The organism is Prosthecobacter sp. (assembly GCF_044232965.1).
Lineage (GTDB): Bacteria > Verrucomicrobiota > Verrucomicrobiia > Verrucomicrobiales > Verrucomicrobiaceae > Prosthecobacter.
Window position 1 is genome coordinate 1 of sequence record NZ_JBIIKX010000018.1, and the last position, 21,592, is coordinate 21,592.

The 21,592-nt window shown below is 61.0% G+C and carries 15 protein-coding genes; 4 read left to right on the forward strand and 11 right to left on the reverse strand.

Going from position 1 to position 21,592, the window contains the following annotated elements; translation table 11 throughout:
• Positions 1 to 260: 260 nt before the first annotated feature.
• Entirely contained in the window at positions 261 to 1,433 is a 1,173-nt protein-coding gene (locus ACILSI_RS09825; RefSeq protein ID WP_395721699.1) for an amidohydrolase family protein, read from the reverse strand.
• Between the two features lie 12 nt (positions 1,434 to 1,445).
• The gene (locus ACILSI_RS09830) at positions 1,446 to 2,678 is read right to left on the reverse strand and encodes a thymidine phosphorylase (RefSeq protein ID WP_395721700.1); all 1,233 of its coding nucleotides are present in this window, start codon (positions 2,676 to 2,678) and stop codon (positions 1,446 to 1,448) included.
• 75 nt (positions 2,679 to 2,753) lie between these two features.
• Here ACILSI_RS09830 and ACILSI_RS09835 point away from each other — a divergent pair, with 75 nt between their 5' ends.
• Genes ACILSI_RS09835 through ACILSI_RS09845 form a run of 3 tightly spaced genes read left to right on the forward strand, consistent with a single transcriptional unit; the run spans position 2,754 to position 7,875 of the window.
• Positions 2,754 to 5,180, forward strand: a complete 2,427-nt coding sequence (locus ACILSI_RS09835; protein WP_395721701.1) for a PSD1 and planctomycete cytochrome C domain-containing protein — start codon at positions 2,754 to 2,756, stop codon at positions 5,178 to 5,180.
• 47 nt (positions 5,181 to 5,227) lie between these two features.
• Positions 5,228 to 6,493: a glycosyltransferase family 87 protein gene (locus ACILSI_RS09840; protein ID WP_395721702.1), complete on the forward strand. Its 1,266-nt coding sequence runs from the start codon at positions 5,228 to 5,230 to the stop codon at positions 6,491 to 6,493.
• Positions 6,490 to 7,875, forward strand: coding sequence for an FAD-dependent oxidoreductase (locus tag ACILSI_RS09845; RefSeq protein ID WP_395721703.1), 1,386 nt, complete (start codon positions 6,490 to 6,492; stop codon positions 7,873 to 7,875). Before ACILSI_RS09840 ends, ACILSI_RS09845 begins: the two co-directional genes overlap by 4 nt.
• Positions 7,876 to 7,890: 15 nt before the next feature.
• On the opposite strand, the gene ACILSI_RS09850 is transcribed toward ACILSI_RS09845, so the two are convergent.
• From ACILSI_RS09850 to ACILSI_RS09880, 7 genes are all read right to left on the reverse strand, one after another.
• Positions 7,891 to 8,673, reverse strand: a complete 783-nt coding sequence (locus ACILSI_RS09850; RefSeq protein ID WP_395721704.1) for a hypothetical protein — start codon at positions 8,671 to 8,673, stop codon at positions 7,891 to 7,893.
• A 53-nt stretch (positions 8,674 to 8,726) separates the two neighbouring features.
• A complete protein-coding gene (pyk, locus tag ACILSI_RS09855; protein WP_395721705.1) occupies positions 8,727 to 10,136 on the reverse strand; it encodes a pyruvate kinase in 1,410 nt (469 codons plus the stop codon).
• Positions 10,137 to 10,187: 51 nt separating this feature from the next.
• Positions 10,188 to 10,985 carry a TatD family hydrolase gene (locus tag ACILSI_RS09860; RefSeq protein WP_395721706.1) on the reverse strand — a complete coding sequence of 266 codons (798 nt, stop codon included), beginning with the start codon at positions 10,983 to 10,985 and terminating at the stop codon, positions 10,188 to 10,190.
• Between the two features lie 139 nt (positions 10,986 to 11,124).
• Positions 11,125 to 12,738 (reverse strand): Do family serine endopeptidase, encoded by a 1,614-nt coding sequence (locus ACILSI_RS09865; RefSeq protein ID WP_395721707.1) that lies wholly within the window; start codon positions 12,736 to 12,738, stop codon positions 11,125 to 11,127.
• A gap of 200 nt (positions 12,739 to 12,938) precedes the next feature.
• Positions 12,939 to 13,919 carry a Gfo/Idh/MocA family protein gene (locus ACILSI_RS09870; protein ID WP_395721708.1) on the reverse strand — a complete coding sequence of 327 codons (981 nt, stop codon included), beginning with the start codon at positions 13,917 to 13,919 and terminating at the stop codon, positions 12,939 to 12,941.
• 49 nt (positions 13,920 to 13,968) lie between these two features.
• On the reverse strand, positions 13,969 to 15,270 hold the full coding sequence (locus ACILSI_RS09875; RefSeq protein WP_395721709.1) for a PQQ-binding-like beta-propeller repeat protein: 1,302 nt from the start codon (positions 15,268 to 15,270) through the stop codon (positions 13,969 to 13,971).
• 32 nt (positions 15,271 to 15,302) lie between these two features.
• The gene (locus ACILSI_RS09880) at positions 15,303 to 16,043 is read right to left on the reverse strand and encodes a PepSY-associated TM helix domain-containing protein (protein WP_395721710.1); all 741 of its coding nucleotides are present in this window, start codon (positions 16,041 to 16,043) and stop codon (positions 15,303 to 15,305) included.
• A gap of 660 nt (positions 16,044 to 16,703) precedes the next feature.
• Here ACILSI_RS09880 and ACILSI_RS09885 point away from each other — a divergent pair.
• A complete protein-coding gene (locus ACILSI_RS09885) occupies positions 16,704 to 18,425 on the forward strand; it encodes a GAF domain-containing protein (RefSeq protein WP_395721711.1) in 1,722 nt (573 codons plus the stop codon).
• Between the two features lie 5 nt (positions 18,426 to 18,430).
• Here the strand turns inward: ACILSI_RS09885 and ACILSI_RS09890 are convergent, their stop codons facing one another.
• Both ACILSI_RS09890 and ACILSI_RS09895 read right to left on the reverse strand, forming a co-directional pair.
• Positions 18,431 to 19,939 (reverse strand): hypothetical protein, encoded by a 1,509-nt coding sequence (locus ACILSI_RS09890; RefSeq protein WP_395721712.1) that lies wholly within the window; start codon positions 19,937 to 19,939, stop codon positions 18,431 to 18,433.
• A 20-nt stretch (positions 19,940 to 19,959) separates the two neighbouring features.
• A complete protein-coding gene (locus tag ACILSI_RS09895) occupies positions 19,960 to 21,516 on the reverse strand; it encodes a PA14 domain-containing protein (protein WP_395721713.1) in 1,557 nt (518 codons plus the stop codon).
• Positions 21,517 to 21,592 lie beyond the last annotated feature (76 nt).

Here is a 21,592-nt window from a genome sequence, read left to right on the forward strand (position 1 = left end):
TTTGTCATGCATATCCTCGGTTGAGCTGTCAACCAAGACTCCCGGAACAGCATGGGAACCTGATAGAATAAGGGCTCCAAGGCGATTTGATGCCTTGTCCCCGTTGTCGTTTTTGGAAGGCCGTTGGGCTTGGGAGTCGGCAAGTGCCGGGGGCATCTATTTCCGCTCGATCCAGCGATACGCCGCGAGAGACTTCTTCCAGAAGTACTTGTCGCATGCTTCGGAGACGCGTTCGAGGACGAGGTGCATGGTGATGTAACTCATTCACTAGGAACACGAATGATGTCGTCTGGTTCGACGGGCACATCTTTAATCGGATCACGAGTGAGTTCTTTAACATCAAAGGTCATGGTTTTACCACCTCTGATGATTTGCAGTTTGCGAGGAGCCTTCCAAAAGAAGCCTCCCGCTATGGCGACGGCTTTCAATGCTGTTAAACCCTTGGACCAAGGAACGGGGCCGCTGAGTCTCCCTCCAACGTCTATGAAAACCTGTTTAGTAGCATCCTTGCCGGAACGATTGATCCAGCGATACGCCGCGAGTGAGTTCTTCCAGAAGTACTTCTCGCATGCCTCGCTGCCTTTGGAGCGGAAGTATTCGTCCACGATCTTGAAGACGACGTCATACGGAGCGCCTTTGTCGGACACGGGCCAGTTGCTGCCGTAGATGAGGCGGTCGGGGCCGAAGGTTTCCCAGAGGTGATCGAGAATGGGCAGGTAGTAGGCGGTGTCGCGCGGTGCCTGGCCGGGTTCACACTTCACCTGCTCGACGAGCGCGGAAACTTTCATGAAAACGTTCGGCTGCTTCGCGACGATGCGGATGTTCTCCTTCCACTCGGGTTTCAAAGCCTGCGGATCGCCGGAGGCACCGAGGTGATTGATGAGGACGCGCAGGTCAGGAAGATCAGCAGCCAGTTTGGCCGCGTTCGGCAGGTAGGCCGGTGCGCCGTTCAAATCGAGTTCGAGACCGTGCTCAGCGAGCAACTTGGCTCCTGCGATGACGGAGTCGCGTTTCGCCTCATCGAGCAGGAACGCGCCGCTCCAGCGAATGCCCCGGAAGATCGGATTCGCGGCGAAGCGCTTCAAGTTCGCGGCAAACTCGGCCCCAGGATCGAGATGACCGACGAAGCCGACGATGCACTTCTCCTTCGCGGCGAGATCGAGAATCCACTGGTTGTCCTCCACCAGCGGACTGGCCTCGACGATGACCGTTTCCTTCACGCCATGCGGCGCTGCGACGGCAAGCCAGTCGGCGGGCAGCACGGTGCGATAGAGCTTGGTGCCTTTCCCTGGCCACGGCACACCGCCGGGACGCGAGGGATCGTAGAAATGCGTGTGCGTGTCGATGATGCGCGTCGCAGGCGGTGCTGCCTGGGCGGATTCATGGATTGCGGCGAGAGCGGCGGTGGTCTGGAGGAAACGGCGGCGGTTCATGGGAGAAAAACGTTAAACAATATCGATGTGCTGCGGCAAATCGTCCAACGCGCGAGCCAGCGCAGCTTTCGTGCGGGCGTGAATGCGGAGCAGCACATCGCCTGCACGGACCTGGGTGCCGGTTTTGGCGATTTGATCGCAGCCGACGGCGAAATCGACGGGATCGGCGGCTTTGGAGCGGCCGGCACCGAGTTCGAGCACGACGTGGCCGATGCCGCCGGCGTCCATGCGTTGCAGGATGCCGCTGGCGGGTGATTTGAATTCGCCGATGAACGGGGCGCGATGCACGGAGGTGATTTTTTCGAGCGCCTCGACGTTACCGCCCTGCAAGGCGACTATTTGCTGGAATTTGCGCCACGCATCGCCGCGATGGAGCATCTTTTGCAAATCAACGCGTGGTGAAATGGCGACGGCGGAGGCGAGATCGAGCACGATGTCCTCCAAGTCCTGCGGACCACCACCTTGGAGGCAGCGCACGCATTCGGCCACTTCGAGGGCGTTGCCAGCGGATTCGCCGGTGGGTTCGTTCATGGCGCTCAATCGCACGCTGGAACGCACGCCGAGGGCGTTGCCGACGCGGACCATGCTTTGCGCGAGTTCATGCGCCTGCTCCTCGGTTTTCATGAAGGCGCCGCTGCCGTATTTGACGTCGAGGACGAGGCGGTTGAGGCCTTCGGCGAGTTTTTTGCTCATGATGCTCGCGGTGATGAGCGGGATGCTGGGCACGGTGCCGGTGACATCGCGCAGGGCGTAGAGTTTTTTGTCGGCAGGGCAGATGCCGGCGGTCTGGCCGATCATGGCGCAGCCGACCTGATCGATGACGCTGTGGATTTCGACCTCGTTGAGCTGCGTGCGGAAGCCGGGGATGCTTTCAAGCTTGTCGAGCGTGCCGCCGGTGATGCCGAGGCCACGGCCGGAGATCATCGGCACCCAGACGCCGTCGCAGGCGAGCAGCGGGGCGAGGACGAGTGAGGTTTTGTCGCCAATGCCGCCGGTGCTGTGTTTATCGACGCGGATGGGATCGTGTTCGTTCCATGCGAGCATGGTGCCGCTGTGCAGCATGGCGTCGGTGAGCGCAGCGGTTTCCTCCGGCGTCATGCCACGAAAGAAGATCGCCATGGCCAGCGAGCTCATCTGATACTCCGGCATGTCCCCACGCGTGAATGCGGCGATGATGGCGTGGATTTCCTCATCGCTGAGGACTCCGCCGTCGCGCTTGCGCTCGATGATGGTCGGGATGTGCATGGGGCATGCTAGGTTCGGCCATGCATGCTTGGCAACAGTGAACCTGATGGCTTCGTATGGTTTCTGCCTCCGATCATGCGTCTTCTTTGCCTCCTCATCAGTTTCAACTCCGCGCTTTCAGCAGCGACGATTGAGTTCTCGCGCGACATCCAGCCGATCCTCTCGGAGAACTGCTATCATTGCCACGGTCAGGACGCGAACGAGCGCAAAGGCGATCTGCGGCTGGATGTGGAAAAGGAAGCAAAGGCCGCCAAGGCGGTCGTGGCGGGCAAAAGTCACGAGAGCTTGCTCATTGAGCGGATTTTTAGCGCTGACCCCGATGAGGTGATGCCAACGCCGAAGAGCAACCGCAAGCTGACCGAGGCGCAGAAGCAGCTTCTCAAGCAGTGGATCGACGAAGGCGCGAAATGGGGCAAGCATTGGGCGTTTGAGCGGATTGAGCGGACGAAGGTGCCGGCAAATGGCGCGAAGAACCCCATTGATGCCTTTGTGCGGGCAAAACTGGCGGAGAAGGGGATGAAGCCGTCTCCGCAGGCAGAGGCGGAGACGTTGTTGCGGCGTGTGTCGTTGGATTTGATTGGATTGCCGCCGACGTCGGAAGAGATGAGCGAACCTTATGAGAAAGCGATAGAGCGGTTGATGGCGAGTCCGCAATTTGGGGAGCGCTGGGCCTGGGACTGGCTGGATGCTGCACGATATGCGGACACAAACGGCTACCAGGGCGATCCCGAGCGCACGATGTGGCCGTGGCGGGACTGGGTGGTGAAAGCGATCAACGCGAACATGCGCTACGATCAGTTCACGATCTGGCAACTTGCGGGCGATTTGCTGCCGCAGGCCACGCAGGAGCAGAAACTGGCGACGGGATTCAATCGCAATCACATGATCAACGGCGAGGGCGGCCGCATCGCCGAGGAGACGCGGGTGGAAAATGTGATGGATCGCGTGGAAACGACCAGCACGGTATGGCTGGGCCTGACGATGGGCTGCTCGAAGTGCCACGATCACAAATTCGACCCGCTGACGATGCGCGACTACTACGCGCTCTACGATGTCTTCAACCAGACCAGCGAGGATGGCAGAGGTCGCAGCGGCCAGGCGGCTCCAGCGATGGACATTTCGACGCCATCGGAGTTGGAGCGCGTGAAGAAGGCCACGGCAAAGGTGGATGCCATCGCTAAGGAGGTGGAGACGTTTGAACTGACGAAGTTCCCGCGTGCCGCAGGCAAGCCGCTCACTGAATCCGATGCGATCAAGCTGCCGGGCAATCTGCCAAGCTACATCGCAAAGACGGAGCCGAAGAATCGTGGCGTCGATCCGCTGCTGGAGGCGGTGAGCTACTTCAAGGACAAGGACACTGCGTATTCAAAACTGCTGCAGAAGCTCCTCGCCGCTGTGCGGGAGAAGGTTTCAGCCACGAATGGTGTCACCAAGGTCATGGTGATGGACACGCTGCCGCAGCCCCGTGAGACGTTTGCGTTGGAGAAAGGCGCGTATGACAAGCCGACGACCACGAAGGTCAGTTTCTCGGTTCCAGCGGGCCTTCCGGCGATGGAGAAGGACGCGCCGAAGAATCGGCTCGGTCTCGCGCAATGGATCGTGAGCCGAGATAATCCGCTGACGGCGCGTGTCACGGTGAATCGCTTCTGGCAGGCGATTTTTGGCGTGGGACTGGTCAAAACGGCGGAGGACTTCGGTGTGCAGGGCGAGATTCCGATGCATCGCGAACTGCTCGACTGGTTGGCGGCGGAATTCATCGAGAGCGGCTGGGATGTGAAGGCGTTGATGCGGTTGATCGTGACGAGTGAGACGTATCAGCAATCGTCGAAGGTGGCGGATGCGCAGGTTGACCCCGAGAATCGCTATCTGGCGCGTGGGCCGCGTTTTCGCATGCCGTCGTGGATGATTCGGGATCATGCGCTGTTTGTGTCCGGCTTGATGAAGGAGCAACTCGGCGGCCCTTCGGTGAAACCGTATCAGCCAGAGGGCATCTGGGAGGAGGCGACGTTTGGGAAGAAAAGCTACGTGCAGGATCACGGTGACTCGCTTTATCGCCGCACGCTGTACACCTTCTGGCGGCGCATCGTGGGACCGACGATGCTGTTCGACAACGCGGCGCGGCAGGTGTGCGCGGTGAAGACGACGCGCACGAACACACCGCTGCAAGCGCTGGTGACGCTGAATGACACCACCTACGTCGAAGCGGCGCGTGCGCTGGCGCAGCGGGTGCTGCTGGCGAATCGAGGCAATGAAGATGCGGCGCTGGAGCAGGCGTTTCGGTTGGTGACATGCCGCCTGCCCTCAGGGGCCGAAAAAGCGCTGCTGAAGCAGCAGCTTGGCAAATTGCGCGCACAGCAGAGCGCTGATCGTGCGGCGACGCTCAAACTGCTCGCGGTGGGGGAGTCAAAGCGAGACGAGTCGCTTGATCCCGCTCAACACGCGTCCTGGACGAGCCTGTGCCTGATGCTGCTGAACCTGGACGAGACGGTCACGAAGGAATGAAGGCCCGGCTTGACTTCAAGACGGCGAGTTGAAGTCTAGGCGGCCTCATGTCCGACAACTCCAACGAACGCTCCGAACTCCTGCGCCTGCTGGCCGTGCTGGCGCTGGCCGGGGCGCTGATGGTGAGTTTTTTCGGGGACTGGAAGCTGGTGACGACCGGTGGCTCGATTGATTATCGCAACCGCATCACTGGTGCGCGCGTGATGGCGGAGGGACTGGACCCGTTTCACTACAAATGGCGGCGTGGGGCGGCGGAGGAGCTGTGTGATCCCTACAACAACCTGGCGGTCACGGTGAGCCAGACGACGGTGACGCCGACCTATTTGTTTTTGATGCTGCCACTGGCCGCGCTTTCGTATGACACGGCACAGACGGCATGGTTATTGATCGAGTGGGCCTGCCTGCTCGGCACGGGAGTGGTCTGGTGGCGGCTGCTGACGCCGGGATGGAAGCGTTGGGCTTGGGCGGCGATGGTGGCGGGCTTCAGCCACACGCTGGCGTGGAAGCATCATGTGGATCGTGGGCAGATGTATGTGGTGCTGGTTTTTCTGCTGTCGCTGTGGGTTGCGCTGACGCACTCAAAGCGTCCGAACTGGGCCGGTGTGGTGGCGGGGCTGCTGCTATGCGTGCGTCCGCCGCTGCTGCTGCTGCTCGCGCCGTTCATTGGTTTGCGTGACCGGGCGCAGTGGCGAGCGGCTTTGATCAGCTCGATGATCTTCGCGCTGCTGCCGATGGCGCTGCGTGGCGGCATCTGGCAGGATTATCTGAGCGCCATGAAGGAGTGGTCGGCGCTGCACCGGCAGGGGGACCGGCCACGGCCGCCTGCTGAGACTTATCCGGCCACGATTGAGGGCATCGAGCTGGACACGCTGGCGCGTTATCATGTGCGGCAGTACGCGGACTCCTCGATCATCCGTATTTTGAAAGGGCAGGGCATTCTGAATTTCCCTGACTGGCCGCTGGGACTGGCGCTGGCTCTAGGCGTCGGCGTGTGGTGGTGGAGCCGCAGGCAGGCGGATGTGATGGAACTGATGTCCGGTCTCATGGCTTGGGCGTTTTTGATGGACTGGTTCCTGCCGGCTTATCGCAATCCGTACAATGATCTGCTCGTGCTCAGCGTGTTTGCCTGCGCGTTGCTGGCAGGGCGGAGATCGCTGTGCATCGCGTTGCTGGGCATTCCTGCGGGCTGGGTGCTTTATCAGATCATGCCGACGGCGCGGTGGCAGATTCATGTGCCGACGGTGATCATGCTCGTGGCAGGCATTTGCCTGCTGCTGCCGAAACTCTCGCGCGGAAAGGCGGCGAGGGCATGAGGCGCGTGGGAATCATCGGCGCGGGGCCGGCCGGGCTGACCGCCGGGCATGAACTGGCGAGACGCGGCCTGGAGGTGGAAATTTTCGAGGCAGGGCCGCATGTGGGTGGCATGTCGCGCACGATTGAGCTGTGGGGACACAAGGTGGACCTGGGGCCGCATCGGTTTTTCACACGGGATGACAAAGTGCGGCGTTTTTGGACGGAGATGGCCGGTGAGGACCGCCATGTGATCAATCGCCGGACACGGATCTATTTTGGCGGCTTGTTTTATGACTATCCGCTGCGTCCGCTGAACGCGCTGGTCAACATGGGGCCGTGGCAGGCCGCGCGTTGCGTCATGAGCTACGCGGGTGAGAAGCTGCGGCGGAAAAACGAGCCGGAGAGTTTCGAGGAGTGGGTGGTGGGCGCGTTTGGCCGCCGTTTGCATGAGATGTTCTTCAAGTCCTACAGTGAGAAGCTGTGGGGCATCGGCTGCGATGAACTGGACGCTGATTTCGCGGCGCAGCGCATCAAGAAATTTTCCCTTGGCGAGGCGGCGCTCGGCATGCTGCGGCTGAAAAATGGCTCGCATGCCACGCTGGTGGATCAGTTTGATTACCCAGCCGCTGGCACAGGCTCGGTCTATGAGCGCATGGCGGCGAGTTTTCGTCGTCTGGGTGGGAAATTGAATCTTGCCACACCGGTTTCAGGTATGGCGGAGGACGGGCACTCGTTGCGACTCGAAAACGGCGAGGTGCGGCGCTTTGACCACCTCATTTCCACCATGCCACTGACGGCGTTGTGCGCCTCGCTGCCGGACCTGCCGGAAAAAGTGCGCAGCGCATGCACGGGGCTGGCCTATCGCCACACGCTGCTGGTTTACCTGCTGGTGGATCGTGAGGATTTGTTTTCCGACCAGTGGCTCTACATTCATTCTCCGGAATTGCGACTGGGACGTGTGACGAACTTCCGCAACTGGTCGCCGGGCATTCGTGGCGCGGCGGGTCAGAGCGTGCTGGCGCTGGAATACTGGTGCTCGGACGGCGACGAGCTGCATGGCATGAGCGCCGAGGTGCTGCAAAAGCTGGCGGTGAAGGAAATCCGCACGACCGGCCTGATCAATGACGCGCAAGTGCTGGATGCCACGGTGATCCGCATTCCGAAGTGCTATCCGGTTTATCGCAAAGGCTACCGCCGAGATCTGGCGGTGGTGGTGGAGCATTTGAAGTCAGCACTGGCCCATGTCACGGCCATCGGTCGGTATGGGGCCTTCAAATACAACAATCAGGACCACAGCATCCTCATGGGCCTGTTGGCGGCGGAAAATCTGGGAGAAAATGCAGGGCATGACCTGTGGGGCATCAACACCGACTACGGCGTGTATCAAGAGGGCGGGATGTGAGCCCTGCCAAGCGGCTCAGAACTCGATGTAGCCTGAGGGAACCTGGGCGTTGGGCTGCGGTTTGAAGTCACGGTCAATGACGCAGGGCACCTCGTTGATGGCTTGAATTTCCTTTAAGTACTTCGTGTTGCCGACCGGATTGGACTGGGAGAGCAACACGTTTCCGGCGGCGTCGAGGATGAAAAGAATGTAGCCATGGGGCAGCACTCCCGTGCGCGGTCCCTGTCCCTGATAGTAGCTCAGAAACACTTTCTCGGTTGATTGCACGATCTTGGACTGTGCGCGGATGGCGACGTCGAAATGCACTTTTTGCAGCACGATGAGATCTCCGCCGCTGCCCGTGGCGTCTTTGCCCAAGGTCAGAATCATGCCGCTGGCGCCTGCAAGATCGCGCTGCACCTCTCGGTTGTGCAGATGGAAGGCGTAGGAGATTTCGACGGTGCGCTGGCCGCCGTCCGGCGGACCACGGTTGCTTTTGGAGGACTGCACCTCGCAAAGCAGGTTGTATTTTTGCGCGGGCGCAGGAGCGCTGACCGTGGAAGCGGCGGGCGTGGTGGTCTTGTCCGGGTTTTCCGCCACCCAGCGGGTGATGTAGGCGTTATCCTCCTTGCAGAGCGTGCTGCGTTTCACTACGAGCGGCAGGTTGTCGTTGGCGCGTCGCAGCGTGACGTTGTCTCCCGTCAGGGCGGTGATCTCCGCCTCCAGCAGCGTTCCGGCGAGGCTGACGAAGACCCGGGCCTGAAGCTCCGGCGGGGCGCAGGCGAGCAGGATCAACAACGTAAGGAGCGGCGGTCGCATTCGGGTTGGGAATGGATACGGCAGGCGATGGCGGAGATTGCAGCGCGCCGTCATCACGCCTCCCGCAGCAGGATGGCATCGACGTTGACGCCGTCGTAAAGGGCGTCGCTGAGGATGACGAGGGGATCGCCGGGCTTGATGAGGTTTTCCTGGCGCAGGTGGTCGAGGGCGGCGCGGATGCTGGCCTCGGGCTCGCCTTCGGTGAACTGGAGGACGAAGGGCTGGACGCCGCGCGCGGTGACGAGGGTGCGGGAGACGTGCAGGTTCGGCGTGAAGGCGAAGATGGGGGCGAACTCGGGCCGCTGATGGGCCAGGAGATGCGCCATGACGCCGCGCAGGGTGAAGACGAGCAGCTTGGAGCCGGGGATGCTGTTGGCGAGGAGGATGGCGGCCTTGACGGTCTTGTGCTTGTTGGTTTTGAGCGGGGCGTCGCTGGCGAAGCGGCCGGAGGGGTATTTTTGCTCGATGCGGCTGATGACGGTGTCTAGCACCTCGACGCATTTCACCGGATAGCGGCCGACGCTGGTCTCGCCGCTGAGCATGACGCAATCGACCTGCTCGATGACGGCGTTGAAGATGTCGGTGACCTCGGCGCGGGTGGGCACGGGGTTTTCGATCATGCTTTCGAGCATCTGGGTGGCGACGATGACCTTGCGGCCGTGGTAGGAGCAGCGCTCGACGATCTGGCGCTGGATGAGCGGGAGATCCTCGATGGGGCACTCGCTGCCGAGATCGCCACGGGCGATCATGATGCCGCCGCTGGCCTCGACAAGGGCGTCGAGGTTTTGAATGGCCTGCTGGTTTTCGATCTTGGCGATGACGCGGGCCTTGCTGCGCTTTTGTTCGAGCAGGAGCTGGAGATGCTGGATGTGGCCGGGCTCGCGCGCGAAGCTGAGGGCGAAGAAATCGACGCCGAGCTCGACGCCGAGATCGAGGTCGCCGTAGTCCTTTTGGGTGAGGGGAGGCAGGCGCACGGGGACGCCGGGGAGATTGATGTGGCGGCGGGATTTCATCTCCCCCTTGGTCATCACGGTGCCAATGACGCGGGTGATGGAGACTTCGGTGGCCTTGATCTGGATCATGCCGCCATCGACCATGATGGTGTCTCCAGCTTTGAGATCCTTGCCGAGTTCAGCGTAGTTCACTCCGACGGAGTACTGCGTGGTGGCGGGAATCTCGGGCTTGCAGCGAAACTCGACGGTGTCGCCGACCTGAAGCTGCCAGGGCTGCTCGACATCGCCGGTGCGGATGCTGGGGCCGGTGAGGTCCATGAGCACGGCGATCTCGCGCTTGGCGGCGGCGGCGGCTTCGCGGACGCGGGCATAGACGGTGCGCACCCAATCGTGCGAGGCATGGCTCATGTTCAAGCGGATGACGTCAGCGCCTTTGGCGATGAGATTGGCAATGACTTCGGGACTCTCCGTGGCGGGGCCGAGAGTGCAGAGGATTTTGGTTTTGCGCATGGTTGGCATGTAAGAGCAGATGGCGGGCCAGATGAAGGGTGCAAGGAAAGGTTATGCCGCGCCGAAGAGGGCACGGTGATTGGCTGCGATCACGGTCTGGAGCTGCTGAAGCTCAATGCGATGCAGTTTGGCGAGGAGGTCGTAGCTGACAGAGAGGTTGGCGGGATGGTTCAACACAGCCCCGCTGGCAGACGTGAGCGGATGCGGATTCAGCTCCTCCGGCGGCCACATGTCGGGGGCGTCTGTCTCGGTGAGAAGGCGGTGGAGGGGGATTTGGGCGAAGGTGGCGAGCTGCGCGGCCTTGCGCGGATGGGCGAAATACGGGCTGATGGAAAAATAAGCGCCAAGCTTGATGAAGCCGGGCACCATCTCCGCAGGGCCGCCGTAGGAGTGCAGCAGAAATCCACGACGCGGCAGCGGGATCGAGCGGAGGGTTTCATCCAGCAAACCAAAGGCCCGCAGGCAGTGAATCGTGGCCGGCCGGTCCAATCCGACCGCGAGGGCCATTTGAGCACGGAAACAATCGAGCTGGGCGTCGATGTCGGGATTTTCAATCCAGCGGTCGAGGCCGATCTCGCCAACAGCAGCGCTTGGGCAGGCCTCAAGATGACTGCGGAGCGCGGAGAGCCAGTCGGGGCCGCGTTCTTTGACGTACCATGGATGCAGGCCGAAAGCGGGGCGTATCCATGAGTGTTGCCGGGCGAGTTCGGCGACTTGAGGCCAGTCTTCCTCACAGGAGCCATTGACGACCATCTCGGCGAGGCCGGTTTGCGGCATCTCGGCGATGATTTGATCCCGCCAAGGGTCGAGACGTTTGTCCTGGAGGTGATTGTGGGCGTCGTAGAGCATGGGCTGAATGACGAATGCGGAATGACGGATGTCGAATGGCAAAGTGGAGCGCTCGTCATGAGCCATTTACATGAAATCACGGCACAAAAAAGCCCGCGCACACCATTCGGCGTGCGCGGGCTAGAGAATCAACCGCGCATCAATTGTTGCCAATCATAAGCAGCATCGTGTCGCCTTTGCGCCAGACGCGGAGGAGGACGGTTTTATCACTGCCTTTGGCCAGGGTGCGGGCCTCAGCGGCGGTGGCGACGGCTTTGCGATTCACATGGGAGATGACATCGCCTTCTTCGACGCCCATGGCGGCGGCACGGCTGCTAGGATCGACCTTGGTGACGATGACGCCATTGACATCGGCAGGCACATCGTGGCGCTCACGCAGGGCTTTGGAGAGGTTTTGCACGGTGACGCCGGTGACGAGCTCGGAGGTGTTTTCCTGCTGCGGAGGGGCGGAACGCGGGATGCCACGCGACCCCGGGCCAACCTCAGCCAACGCTTCCTCAGGCAGGGCGTCGAGCGTGGCGGTGACGGTCATGGGCTGGCCGTTGCGCAGCAATTCGATGGGGATGGCAGTGCCCGGCTTGGTGCTGCTGACGATGAGGCGCAGGCGGCTGCTGCTGTCCACCTTCTGGCCGTTGATGGCAACGATGACATCCTCAAGCTGCACGCCGGCTTTTTCAGCAGGCGAACCCGCGCCGACCATCATGACCACCGCGCCTCCCTGCTCCTTCATCTTGAGGCGGTCCGCCAGTGCGGAGTCGAGATCGGCGATCTGTACGCCGAGGAAACCGCGCTGTACCGCGCCGTCATCGAGCAGGTCCTCGACGATGTTCATGGCCATGTTGATCGGAATGGCGAAGCCGATGCCCGCGTTCATGCCGGAGCGGGACAAGATCGCGGTGCTGATGCCGATGACGCGGCCCAGGGAATCGACCAATGGTCCGCCGGAGTTGCCCGGATTGATGGAGGCGTCGGTTTGAATGAAGTCCTCGTAGCCGCGCACACGTCCTTTGCCGACGATGCCCTCGTTGCTGCGGCCCAGGGCGCTGACGATGCCCTGCGTGACGGAGCGGCTGAGCTCCATCGGCGCGCCGGCGGCCAGCACGATGTCTCCCACACGAAGCTGGGCGCTGTCGCCGAGTGTGGCAGGCTTGAGGCCGATGGCATTGATCTTGATGAGTGCCACGTCGGTAAGCGGATCTGCGCCGATGACCTCGGCGGTATAATTTTTCGTGCTGCCACCATTATCGACGGCCACCTCGATCTTCTTCGCGTCGGCGATGACGTGGTTGTTCGTCATGATGTAACCGTCGGCGGTGATGATGACACCCGAGCCGACACCGCGCTGCTGGTGCTGCTCATCTTCCGGCGGAGTCTGCGGGCGCTGGGGCTGGCCGCGCCGGCGGGGATTGGGGCTCTGCTCCTCATCACCTTCGTTGCCGAAATCCTCAGGCGCGCCGAAGAAGCGGTAGAAGAACGGGCGGAGCTGCGGGGGGATCTGATCGATCTCCGGCGTCTTGATCGGCGCGGAGGAGTAGATGGTGACGACGCTGGGGAGGATTTTTTCCACCACCGTGGCGTAGCTCATTTGAAGCTGGCCGTTGTTTGGCAGCGGGCTGGTGTCCTTGGCGATCTTGGCCTGGAACTCGGCCGGGTTCACCTTGGGCGGTGTGGTTTCAGCGAGGGCTGGATGCCATCCTGGGGCCAGCATGCTGGCGCAGGTGAATGCGGTGCAGATGCGAGAGCGAGCGTTCATTGGAGTGTTTTGGGTTGGTTTTTTGGAATGCGCACGTTGGGCGTGGGCACGCCATACAGACGAGTCAGCGCCGGGAATGTTGAAACAATTTTGAGGGAAAGAAAGGGCGGGTTTTCCCTGGAAAAACTTACATACAAAGCCTCGGAACAGCATCGTTTACGCGTGTCATGCACCGCAGAGACGCATGCAACGCCGCTGCCTCATTTACGCGCCTCGGCTAGCGCCTTGTCCATCACTTCCTTGATCGTCACATCGGCTCCGTTGCGGCGTTTGCTTTCATCCGCGGCTTCCATGAAGGCATAAATCTCCAGCGTCTCCTCCGGCGTCACGGGCGTGATGCCAGTGCGGAAGAAATGCACGATGGAGAAGAGCAGGGGATCATAGCCCTCGTATTTGCCGACGGTGGCGTCCTCACCCTTGTCTCCCACAGCCTTGCCGCCGTAGCCTTTGGACTCGGTAAAGGTGCCGGTGCGCGCGCCCTCCCAGGTGCCGGTGACGGTGATCTTGCCGTCGGCGGTGGTGCCGCGTTTCACGCCCTGGCAGCCGGTGCCCATGATGGTGAAGAGAGATTCCACGCCGTGAATGCCATACCAGAAGAGATCAGGATGGTGTTCTTCGAGACTCGCCGGGCTGGTAGTCTCTGCTTTGCTGACACGGCCCACGCTGCCATTCCGCACGGCCAGGGTGGACTTGCCAAAACGCAGCGAGGAGGAGGAGAAGATCGGGATGCCAGCCTTTTTCGCGGCATCGAAGATTTTGATCGCATCGACGAGCGAGCCTGCGATTGGCTTGTCGATGAAGACCGGCTTATGCGCCTCAAGACAGGGCAAAATCTGCTCCAGGTGTGGGCGGCCGTCGTTCGTCTCCAGGAAGACGACGTCCACCTTGTCGAGCAACGCGTCGATGCTGGGCACGATCTCGACACCGAGTTCCCTCACTTTTTCGGTGTATTCCGGCACACGTTGCGTGCTGGACGGGATGTCTTTGGAACCCTGGGGATAAGCGGCGACGACACGCACGCCCATCACTTCCGGCTTCTGCGGCGTGGCGTTCAGCGTCTTCGTGAATGCGAGCACATGCGAGGTGTCGAGGCCGATGATGCCGGCGCGGATGTTTTGGGCGGCGGCATTGAGGGAGAAAAGCGCCAGGGCGCTGAAGGCAAGAAGCAGGGAGCGAGTCATGGGCCGATGACTACGCTTGCCGTGGCACGGCCTTTCGTTGTGGCGCGTCTTACTTCATGCCGATGCAGTAAACAGCCTTGTCGCTGCGCAGGAGGAGCTGATCTCCACTGACCGCTGGCGTGCCGTTGAACTGCGAACCATCGAGCGAGAGCACGTTGTGGCCAATGAGCTCGTATTTCGGCTTCGCGGCCAGGATGTAGGCTCCGTTTTTGCGCGAAACGCAGACGAGCTTGTCGCCAATGAGCACGGGCGAGGCATAAAACGGCTTGCCTCCGCCACGGCGTCCGCCTCCACCACCGCCATTGTTTTCGATGACACGCTCACGATACACATCGGCCCCGGTCTTGGCGTCGATGCAGGTGGCGAAGCCCTGGTCGTTCACGACATAAAGATGACCGTCCTTGAGGATGGGCGTGGGCACATACGAGCTCGTGTTGCTGCTCCAAAGGATCGCATTGGCCGTGATGTCGCCCTTACCGCCGAGTTTGATGGCGGTGCTGCGCGTGGCCGGATAACCGCCGAAAACATACGCGGTGTCGCCGCCAGGAATGACGCTGGGAGAAACGTTGCCGCTGAGGCCGTGCGTGGCATACCAGCGCAGCTTGCCAGTTTCGGGATTCAATCCCCACAACTCCTGCGGCACGGCGATGACGAGATCGGTCACGCCCTCGCGCTGAAACACATTGGGCGTGCCGTAGGCCATGCCAAACTCGCCCTCGGCCTTCCATACAATTTTTCCGCTCTTCTTGTCGATGCCGATGATGGCCTGCGCTTCATCGCTGGCGTTCACAATGAGCAGATCGCCCACCAGAACCGGACTCGCGCCCGAACCCCAGCGCATGCGGCCGGAGCCGGTGCCGCAGGAGGTCTGCCAGAGCTGTTTGCCCGTCATGTCAAAGGCCAGTGCCCCGCTTTTGCCAAAGAACACATACACATGCTCACCATCCGTCACCGGCGTGTGTGTGGCATAGCCATGCTCGGTGATGAAGCCCTGCCACGGATCTTCGGCGGCTGCGGTGGGCACTTTCGCGTCCCAGACGATCTTGCCATCGGCACGATTGAGACAAACCAGATGCCGCGTGAGTTTGCCGATGTCATTTGCGCCCTCTTTGTCGCCATAACCTGTCCAGCAGGTGATGAAAACTTTGTCGCCAAACACAACTGGGCTCGATGAACCCGGGCCGGGCATCTCCGCCTTCCACACGATGTTCTCCGAGTCGCTCCACTTCAGCGGTGTCTTTGACTCTGCGACGATGGCGGCCCCTGTGGGCCCCAGAAAGCGCGGCCAGTCGGTGGATGTGGCGGCATGCAGCGAAACGGAGGTGAAGACGAGAGCGAGAAGGGATTTCATGGCGACGGGGAAACCCCGTGTGACGGGAAAAGTTACGCGACACGCTTCCACCACAGCACATAGCCGCTGAGGATCTGCAAAACCAAGGCGAGACAGACGAACAGCGCGATCCAGCGCGTGGCTGCGCCACCCACGGCCCCGATGTGCAGCGAGAGCTGGAGGTTGTCATAGCGCTCCATGAATCCGCCTTCGCGTGCGCTGTGAACGGCGAGCGATTGGCCGCTCCACTGATCGACAAACACTACGCTGCGGCCTGCGGGCGTACCATCCTCAGGAAAAGCGAGCTGGATGCGATAGTTGGCATGCGGGTTCGGCGGTGGCATCTCCACAGCGGCCGCCCTGGCGCCTGGGAGCGCTTTTTCGGCGGCTTGGACCGCATGGTCGGCGCTGATGCGTTCTGCTCCAGCCTGGGGCGCATGTGAGCCAGGCGAACGCGGATGTTCCAGATGCAGATGCCGCATGGTGAGGCCGGTGATGCAGACCACGAGGAGAAACAGCGATGAGCACAACCCGGCCACGCTGTGCAAATCGAGGTTGAACCGGCGAAAGCCCGCCCCCTTGCGGAATCCGAAGATGCGCAAGGGCCACCACAGCCATAAGCCGAGCATGAGGTTCAGATGCAGTTTTACAAACGTCTGCCACCACAGTCCCCTGCGCGGCCGGGTGCCAAGCACCTCGCCGTTTTGCGGGTCGCAATGCACCATGAGATTTCCACCGGTCAAGACCAGCGCATCCTGCCCGTCACGCGGCATGCGGAGGCCCTGGATTCGCATGGAGGGAAATTTCTGGCTCACTTTGTCCAGCGCTATCGAGATGGGCGCGTGATTATCAAGGGAGGAGCTCCATTGTGGGTAAAGATGCGGATTCAGTCACCGGTCCTGTGTGTTTCGAAACACCAGCGCCCCACCCGTGACTGCGGTAAACAAAATGATCAAGCCTGCGGCAACGCCTGCCCAACGGTGAAGCTAAAGGAGAATGCGACGGAATTTCATAAGGGGGAAGCCGTTTGCATGAACCATTGTCTCGGAGCCATTTGCCGTGCCTTGTCCATCCATGATCGCGAAACTTGAAGAATTGCGTGCGTGGCTCGTGCCTGCGTGATGGCTGCGTGAAGGCAAGAACAGCTTCGAAGTCACGCAGAAGACCGGGAGGCTGGTTTCCGTCGTGTTTGTCGATCTGACGATGGAGGGGTGACAACCATGCATGTTTTCAAAGTGCTGGAAGGTGGAGCCTTCAAAATGGTGGATTGTCGTATGGCTGTGTTGTTGAAATTGGTTGCCAATGCGAAGGCTGGCCGCCTGTTCTCAAGTGTCTGACCCCGCTTCCTCACCCAGCCGATGAAAAATCCCACATGTGTTCAGTTTTGGGGGACGCGGGGTTCCATTCCGAGACCTGGCCGCAGCACGCTGCGATACGGCGGAAACACCTCATGTGTGCAGGTCACCTCACCGGGCGGCGCGGTTGTGATCATTGATTGCGGCAGCGGCGCGCATGATCTCGGGCAGCATCTTGTGGCACATGCCGCAGGCCCGCTGCGAGGCAGCATCCTGATCAGCCACACGCACTGGGATCACATCCAGGGATTTCCGTTTTTTGCGCCTTTGTTTGTGCGGGGTGGGCACTGGGACATCTACGGGCCGGCCGGCCTGGGCCAGTCGCTGCGTGAAACGCTCGCGGGTCAGATGCAGTACTCTTATTTCCCAGTCACGCTCGACGAACTGGGGGCGAGCATCCGCTTTCATGATCTGGCCGAGGGCAGTTTTGAGATTGATGACATCCGCATCAGCACGCGCTTTTTGAATCATCCGGCGCTGACCCTTGGCTATCGGCTGGAGACGAAGGATGCCTGCGTGGTGTATGCCTGCGATCACGAGCCTTACTCGCGCACCCCGGGGAAGTCCGCGCCGCTTCATGAGGATGACCGGCTGCACAGCGAGTTTCTGGCAGGGGCCGATTTGGTGATCCATGACGCGCAGTTCACCGATGCCGAGTACTCCAGCAAGAAGGGCTGGGGTCACAGTCCGGTGGAGTACGTCGCTGAAATCGGACGAATGGCGGGTGTGACGCAGATGGCTTTCACCCATCATGACCCAAGCCGGACAGATGCCGATCTCGACAAGATCGTCGAAGCCGTACGCTCCGACCTGAAAAAGGCTGGATCAGAGATGGAAGTCTTTGCCGCTGCCGACGGGCAGTTGGTGCAACTTCACAGTTCCAGCAGGCATGGCGAACGTGGAGCGGGCTCATCCAAATCTGCCGCCGCGCCCGCGATCAAAGACTCAGCGGTGTTGTTGGGGATTTCGGACGCTGGTCTGGCGGCGGTGCTTGCCGAGGCGGCTTTTGCAGAAGGAGTGCGCACGGTGCATGTCTCCAATGGAGCGGACACCATTCAGTCGGCGAAGTCCTCGCCACCGTCACTGATCATCGTCGAAGACAACCCGCCGGACATGGACGGTCTGAGTGTGTGCCGAAGCCTACGCATGGATGGTGATCATCGTCTCACCGATGTCCCCATCGTCATTGTCGGAAAACAGGAAAAAGAGCGTGAGGCCATGTCCGCAGGCGTGACAGGATGGCTGACCACGCCTTTCTCAGCCCAGTATGCCAAGGCGCAGATCCAGGCCTGGCTCATGCGTTCCGCCTGCCGCTGGCTGCGCGCCCCGCTGCCGCAGGATGAAGACATGCGACTGACCGCGCTGCGTGAGCTTTCGATCCTGGACACGCCTCCTGAGGAGCGGTTTGACCGTATCACACGGGTGGCGGCCGCGCTGGCGGATGTGCCCATCGCCTTGGTCACGCTGGTGGACGAGCACCGTCAATGGTTCAAGTCTTGCGTGGGGCTCGATGTGAGCGAAACTTCACGTGAGGTCGCATTCTGCGCCCATGTCGCCTTGAGCCGCAAACCGATGATCGTGCCGGACACACATCTGGATGAGAGGTTTGCTGATAGTCCACTGGTCACAGGCGGACCGCGCATTCGTTTTTATGCGGGGTTTCCGCTGTTTCACCAAAAGGGAGGCTGCCTGGGCACTCTTTGCCTGATCGACACGCGTCCGCGTCAGTTTTCCGAGACCGCAATTCAACGCTTTGCCGACCTCGCCAACGTGGTGCAGCAGGAGCTTAATTCCAGTCCGAGACAGGCGGCATCAAGCTGAGTGCGCTATTTGGGGATTTCGTTCAGCGTGTAATAACCCACGTTGTGCAACAGCGGCAGTTTTTCAGCGCTGCGGACGCCGTCGAGGTGGAGCTCGTGGATGTGGCCCTTGGTGAGCGGTGAGATCGTGAGGCGGACGGATTTACCATCTGCGGCGACTTGGGCGGCGGTGATATGCGGGAGGATCTCGTCGATCTCGTCGCCGCCGTATTGCTCGCGGTAGGCGTAGGTGAACTCGCGCATTGAGTAGCTCTTCACGTCGCCTGCGGTGGTCGGATCGACCGCGTGGGTGAAGGTAAGCTCAAAGCCGTCAGGCTTAGCTCGCATCTCATGCACCTCGAAGGGCGTTTTGCCGGTCCACTCGCATTTTTCAAAGCAGAAGGGCTTCCCACCACGCGCACCCCAGCCGCGGTCACTGCCGCCGACAAAGACGCGGCCTTCTTCATCCATGCGCCCGCCGATGAGGCCGCTCTGGAAGCCGCTGCGGAAGGGAAAGACGACGCCCTGCTTGATGCCGTTGATGGTTTCGAGGAAAACGCGGCTGAGATTGCTGTGGGACTGGTCGGCGACGAAGAGCTGCTTGCTGAACGGGCCGAATTTGCCGCCGCTGGTGTCGCAGATGATGGCGGTGGCGGAGTTGCCGATCTTGCCATGCACGAGATACACGGCGGGCGGCAGGAGTTCTTTGATGCGCTCTCGCTCCTTGACCATGCGGCCAGGATCACCACCGGGGCGCGCTTCTTTTCGGCCACGGTCGCCCTGAAATGCTTCGGGGATGGGGTCGATGGGCTTGGGTCCCATGTTCGGAGCTTGATCATACCAGACATTGCCGCCGGGATGGCCTTGGAAGGAGCCGGGGACGAGGTGCTGGAGCGTGCATGAGCCATGCCACGGGCCTTGGTTGTCGCAGTAATAGACCTCTCCATCGGCATCGAATCCCATGCCGCCGGGGCTGCGGATGCCGCTGCATGTAGGGACCATTTTGCCATCCGGCTTGATGCGCAGCGCCCAGCCACGGAAGGGAACCGCGCTGCTAAAGGAGCCGGTGAGACAGAGGGTGACCCAGAGGTCGCCCGCCTTGTCGAAACGGCTGCCGATGGCGTATTCGTGGTAGTCGCCGGAGACGCCCCAGCCATCGTTCACGTTGTCGAAGACGTCGGCGCGTCCGTCGCCATCGACATCTTTGAGACGGGTGATCTCGTAGCGTGTGGTGGCGTAGATGTTTTTATCCTTCGGGTTGTACGCGATGCCGAGAACCTCGTGCAGGCCGCTGGCGAAGAGTTTGTAGCTCACGCTGGAGGGATCATCGCTGCCTGCACCGCTGACGATCCAGATTTCGCCGCGGCGCGTGCCCATGACGAGCCTGCCATCTGGCAGAAGGTCGATGGAGCCGACTTCGAGCGCGGTTTCCGTTGGTGTTTGGAAGCTAGTGATCTTGTAGTAGTCGGCTTCGACAGGATCAGCGGCGAAAAGCGGTGCGCTGATGGCGAGTAGCAAAGAGAGAAGACGGTTCATGCGAGGTCGATGGCGAAGGATTATTGGGCCCACTGGTAGGTGATGGTCATCGTGCCGGGTTTGGCGGGGATGACGAGGTTGGAACCTGCGAGCTGTGCGTCTTTGGAGGCGATGCTGTATTTCTGCGGGCCTTTGAAGGTGAAAACGCCCTCCTTGGCTTCAAACGCGCCGACGCCGAGGCGATACCAAGCGTTTGCCGGCAGCTTGCCGTTGATTTTCACGGTGCGGATGAGTTTGGCGTTGCCGTCGGGCTTGTTGCCGTTGCCTTCGGCGGTGAAGGTCTCCTCGATCTCGGCTTCCTGCCAGGTGTAGCGGAAGGTCGGGGCGCGTTTGGTGTCGAGTGTGTAGCCTTTCCATTCAAAGCCGGCATGGCGTTTCGCTTTGTCGTAGGCTGGCCAGGCGGTCTCGGGCTTGTCAGTGATGTGGAACGCGGGCGTGACCTCGCCGGTGGGCTGGAGCACGTCGTAGCCGAGCGGGGCCTGATGGCCGCCGCCACGCGAGTTCCAGTGCTTGGCGGCGTCGATGAAAGCGCCGCGCCAGATGAGGACGAGGTTCATGCTTTCGGCGCTCCACGCAAGGTTGATACCGCCAGGATAGCCGACACCGATGCCGCGATTGCCCGCGCCCTGGATGAAGTTGCGGTAGATGACCGCCTCGTCCTTCACAACGAGGGGAATGGGATCGAATTCCTTCTGCTTTTTGGCTCCGCCTTTCCAGTTCGGATGCAGCCATTTCGACAGCGGCGTGATCTGGAAGTCCGCGCCTTTCCAGGCGGCGTAGAGTTCAATGTTGCCACCGCCCTGGAAGTATTCGAGGCGGAAGGTGTGCGCCCCTTTGTCGAGCGGGATGCCCTTTTCCTTAATATCGCCGGCGGGATGGATGCCGTCATAGGCGACGACTTCCTTGCCGTCGATGAGGATGCGCGCGCCGTCGTCGCTGGAGAGGAAGAAGCGATACGAACCTTTTCTTGGGGCGATGATCTTGCCGGTGAAGACGACACCGAACTCGTTTTTGTAGTCGTCGAGTTTCACCTGGATGAGGTTGTCATCGACTTGGCCCTCGCGGTGTGGCTTGAGCTTCGAGAAATCGGGCAGTTGGGACCAGTTGCCGAGGTAGAGGGCGAATTGGAGATATTTGAGGCCCTCGCCCATCGGGGCGACCTTCATCTCGCCACGCATGGTAAGCGCGTGGCCGGGGAAGGTGCAGACGTAGGGGTAGGTGCCTGGCTTTTCGGGCGCGGTGAAGGTCAGATTTTCCTTTTCATGAGGGTTGAGCATCTTCGAGTGCAGCCAGATGCGCGGGTCATCGGGCAGCCAGTTGCGCTTGAGCGCCTCGTCGGGCTTTTCCATCTGCTTCATCGCCATGGCGGCGGTGTCGGTGCCGGGTTGGCAGAAGACGAGGTTGTGCGGGAGGTCATCGCCATTCTCAAAGAGGATTTTCACCGGCTGGCCGGGCTGCACGAGCAGTTCGGCGGTGTCATACTTCATTTGCGCGGTCATCGTTTTAATCGTGAACGCGGCGGGTTCGATGGCGCGGCATGCGAGGGCGAGAAACAGGAACAGCAATGGGCGGGTCATGGGGGCGCGGAGTTACGGCAATAATGTGCCCGTCTTGCTTGGAAAAGAGGGCTTCGAGGGATTTCGTCCACTTTGG

Bases quoted from the DNA above. Each gene is read 5' to 3' on its own strand.
- ACILSI_RS09825 (WP_395721699.1), bottom strand. From the start codon at position 1,433: ATGAACCGCCGCCGTTTCCTCCAGACCACCGCCGCTCTCGCCGCAATC.
- ACILSI_RS09830 (WP_395721700.1), bottom strand. From the start codon at position 2,678: ATGCACATCCCGACCATCATCGAGCGCAAGCGCGACGGCGGAGTCCTC.
- ACILSI_RS09835 (WP_395721701.1), top strand. From the start codon at position 2,754: ATGCGTCTTCTTTGCCTCCTCATCAGTTTCAACTCCGCGCTTTCAGCA.
- ACILSI_RS09840 (WP_395721702.1), top strand. From the start codon at position 5,228: ATGTCCGACAACTCCAACGAACGCTCCGAACTCCTGCGCCTGCTGGCC.
- ACILSI_RS09845 (WP_395721703.1), top strand. From the start codon at position 6,490: ATGAGGCGCGTGGGAATCATCGGCGCGGGGCCGGCCGGGCTGACCGCC.
- ACILSI_RS09850 (WP_395721704.1), bottom strand. From the start codon at position 8,673: ATGCGACCGCCGCTCCTTACGTTGTTGATCCTGCTCGCCTGCGCCCCG.
- pyk (WP_395721705.1), bottom strand. From the start codon at position 10,136: ATGCGCAAAACCAAAATCCTCTGCACTCTCGGCCCCGCCACGGAGAGT.
- ACILSI_RS09860 (WP_395721706.1), bottom strand. From the start codon at position 10,985: ATGCTCTACGACGCCCACAATCACCTCCAGGACAAACGTCTCGACCCT.
- ACILSI_RS09865 (WP_395721707.1), bottom strand. From the start codon at position 12,738: ATGAACGCTCGCTCTCGCATCTGCACCGCATTCACCTGCGCCAGCATG.
- ACILSI_RS09870 (WP_395721708.1), bottom strand. From the start codon at position 13,919: ATGACTCGCTCCCTGCTTCTTGCCTTCAGCGCCCTGGCGCTTTTCTCC.
- ACILSI_RS09875 (WP_395721709.1), bottom strand. From the start codon at position 15,270: ATGAAATCCCTTCTCGCTCTCGTCTTCACCTCCGTTTCGCTGCATGCC.
- ACILSI_RS09880 (WP_395721710.1), bottom strand. From the start codon at position 16,043: ATGCGAATCCAGGGCCTCCGCATGCCGCGTGACGGGCAGGATGCGCTG.
- ACILSI_RS09890 (WP_395721712.1), bottom strand. From the start codon at position 19,939: ATGAACCGTCTTCTCTCTTTGCTACTCGCCATCAGCGCACCGCTTTTC.
- ACILSI_RS09895 (WP_395721713.1), bottom strand. From the start codon at position 21,516: ATGACCCGCCCATTGCTGTTCCTGTTTCTCGCCCTCGCATGCCGCGCC.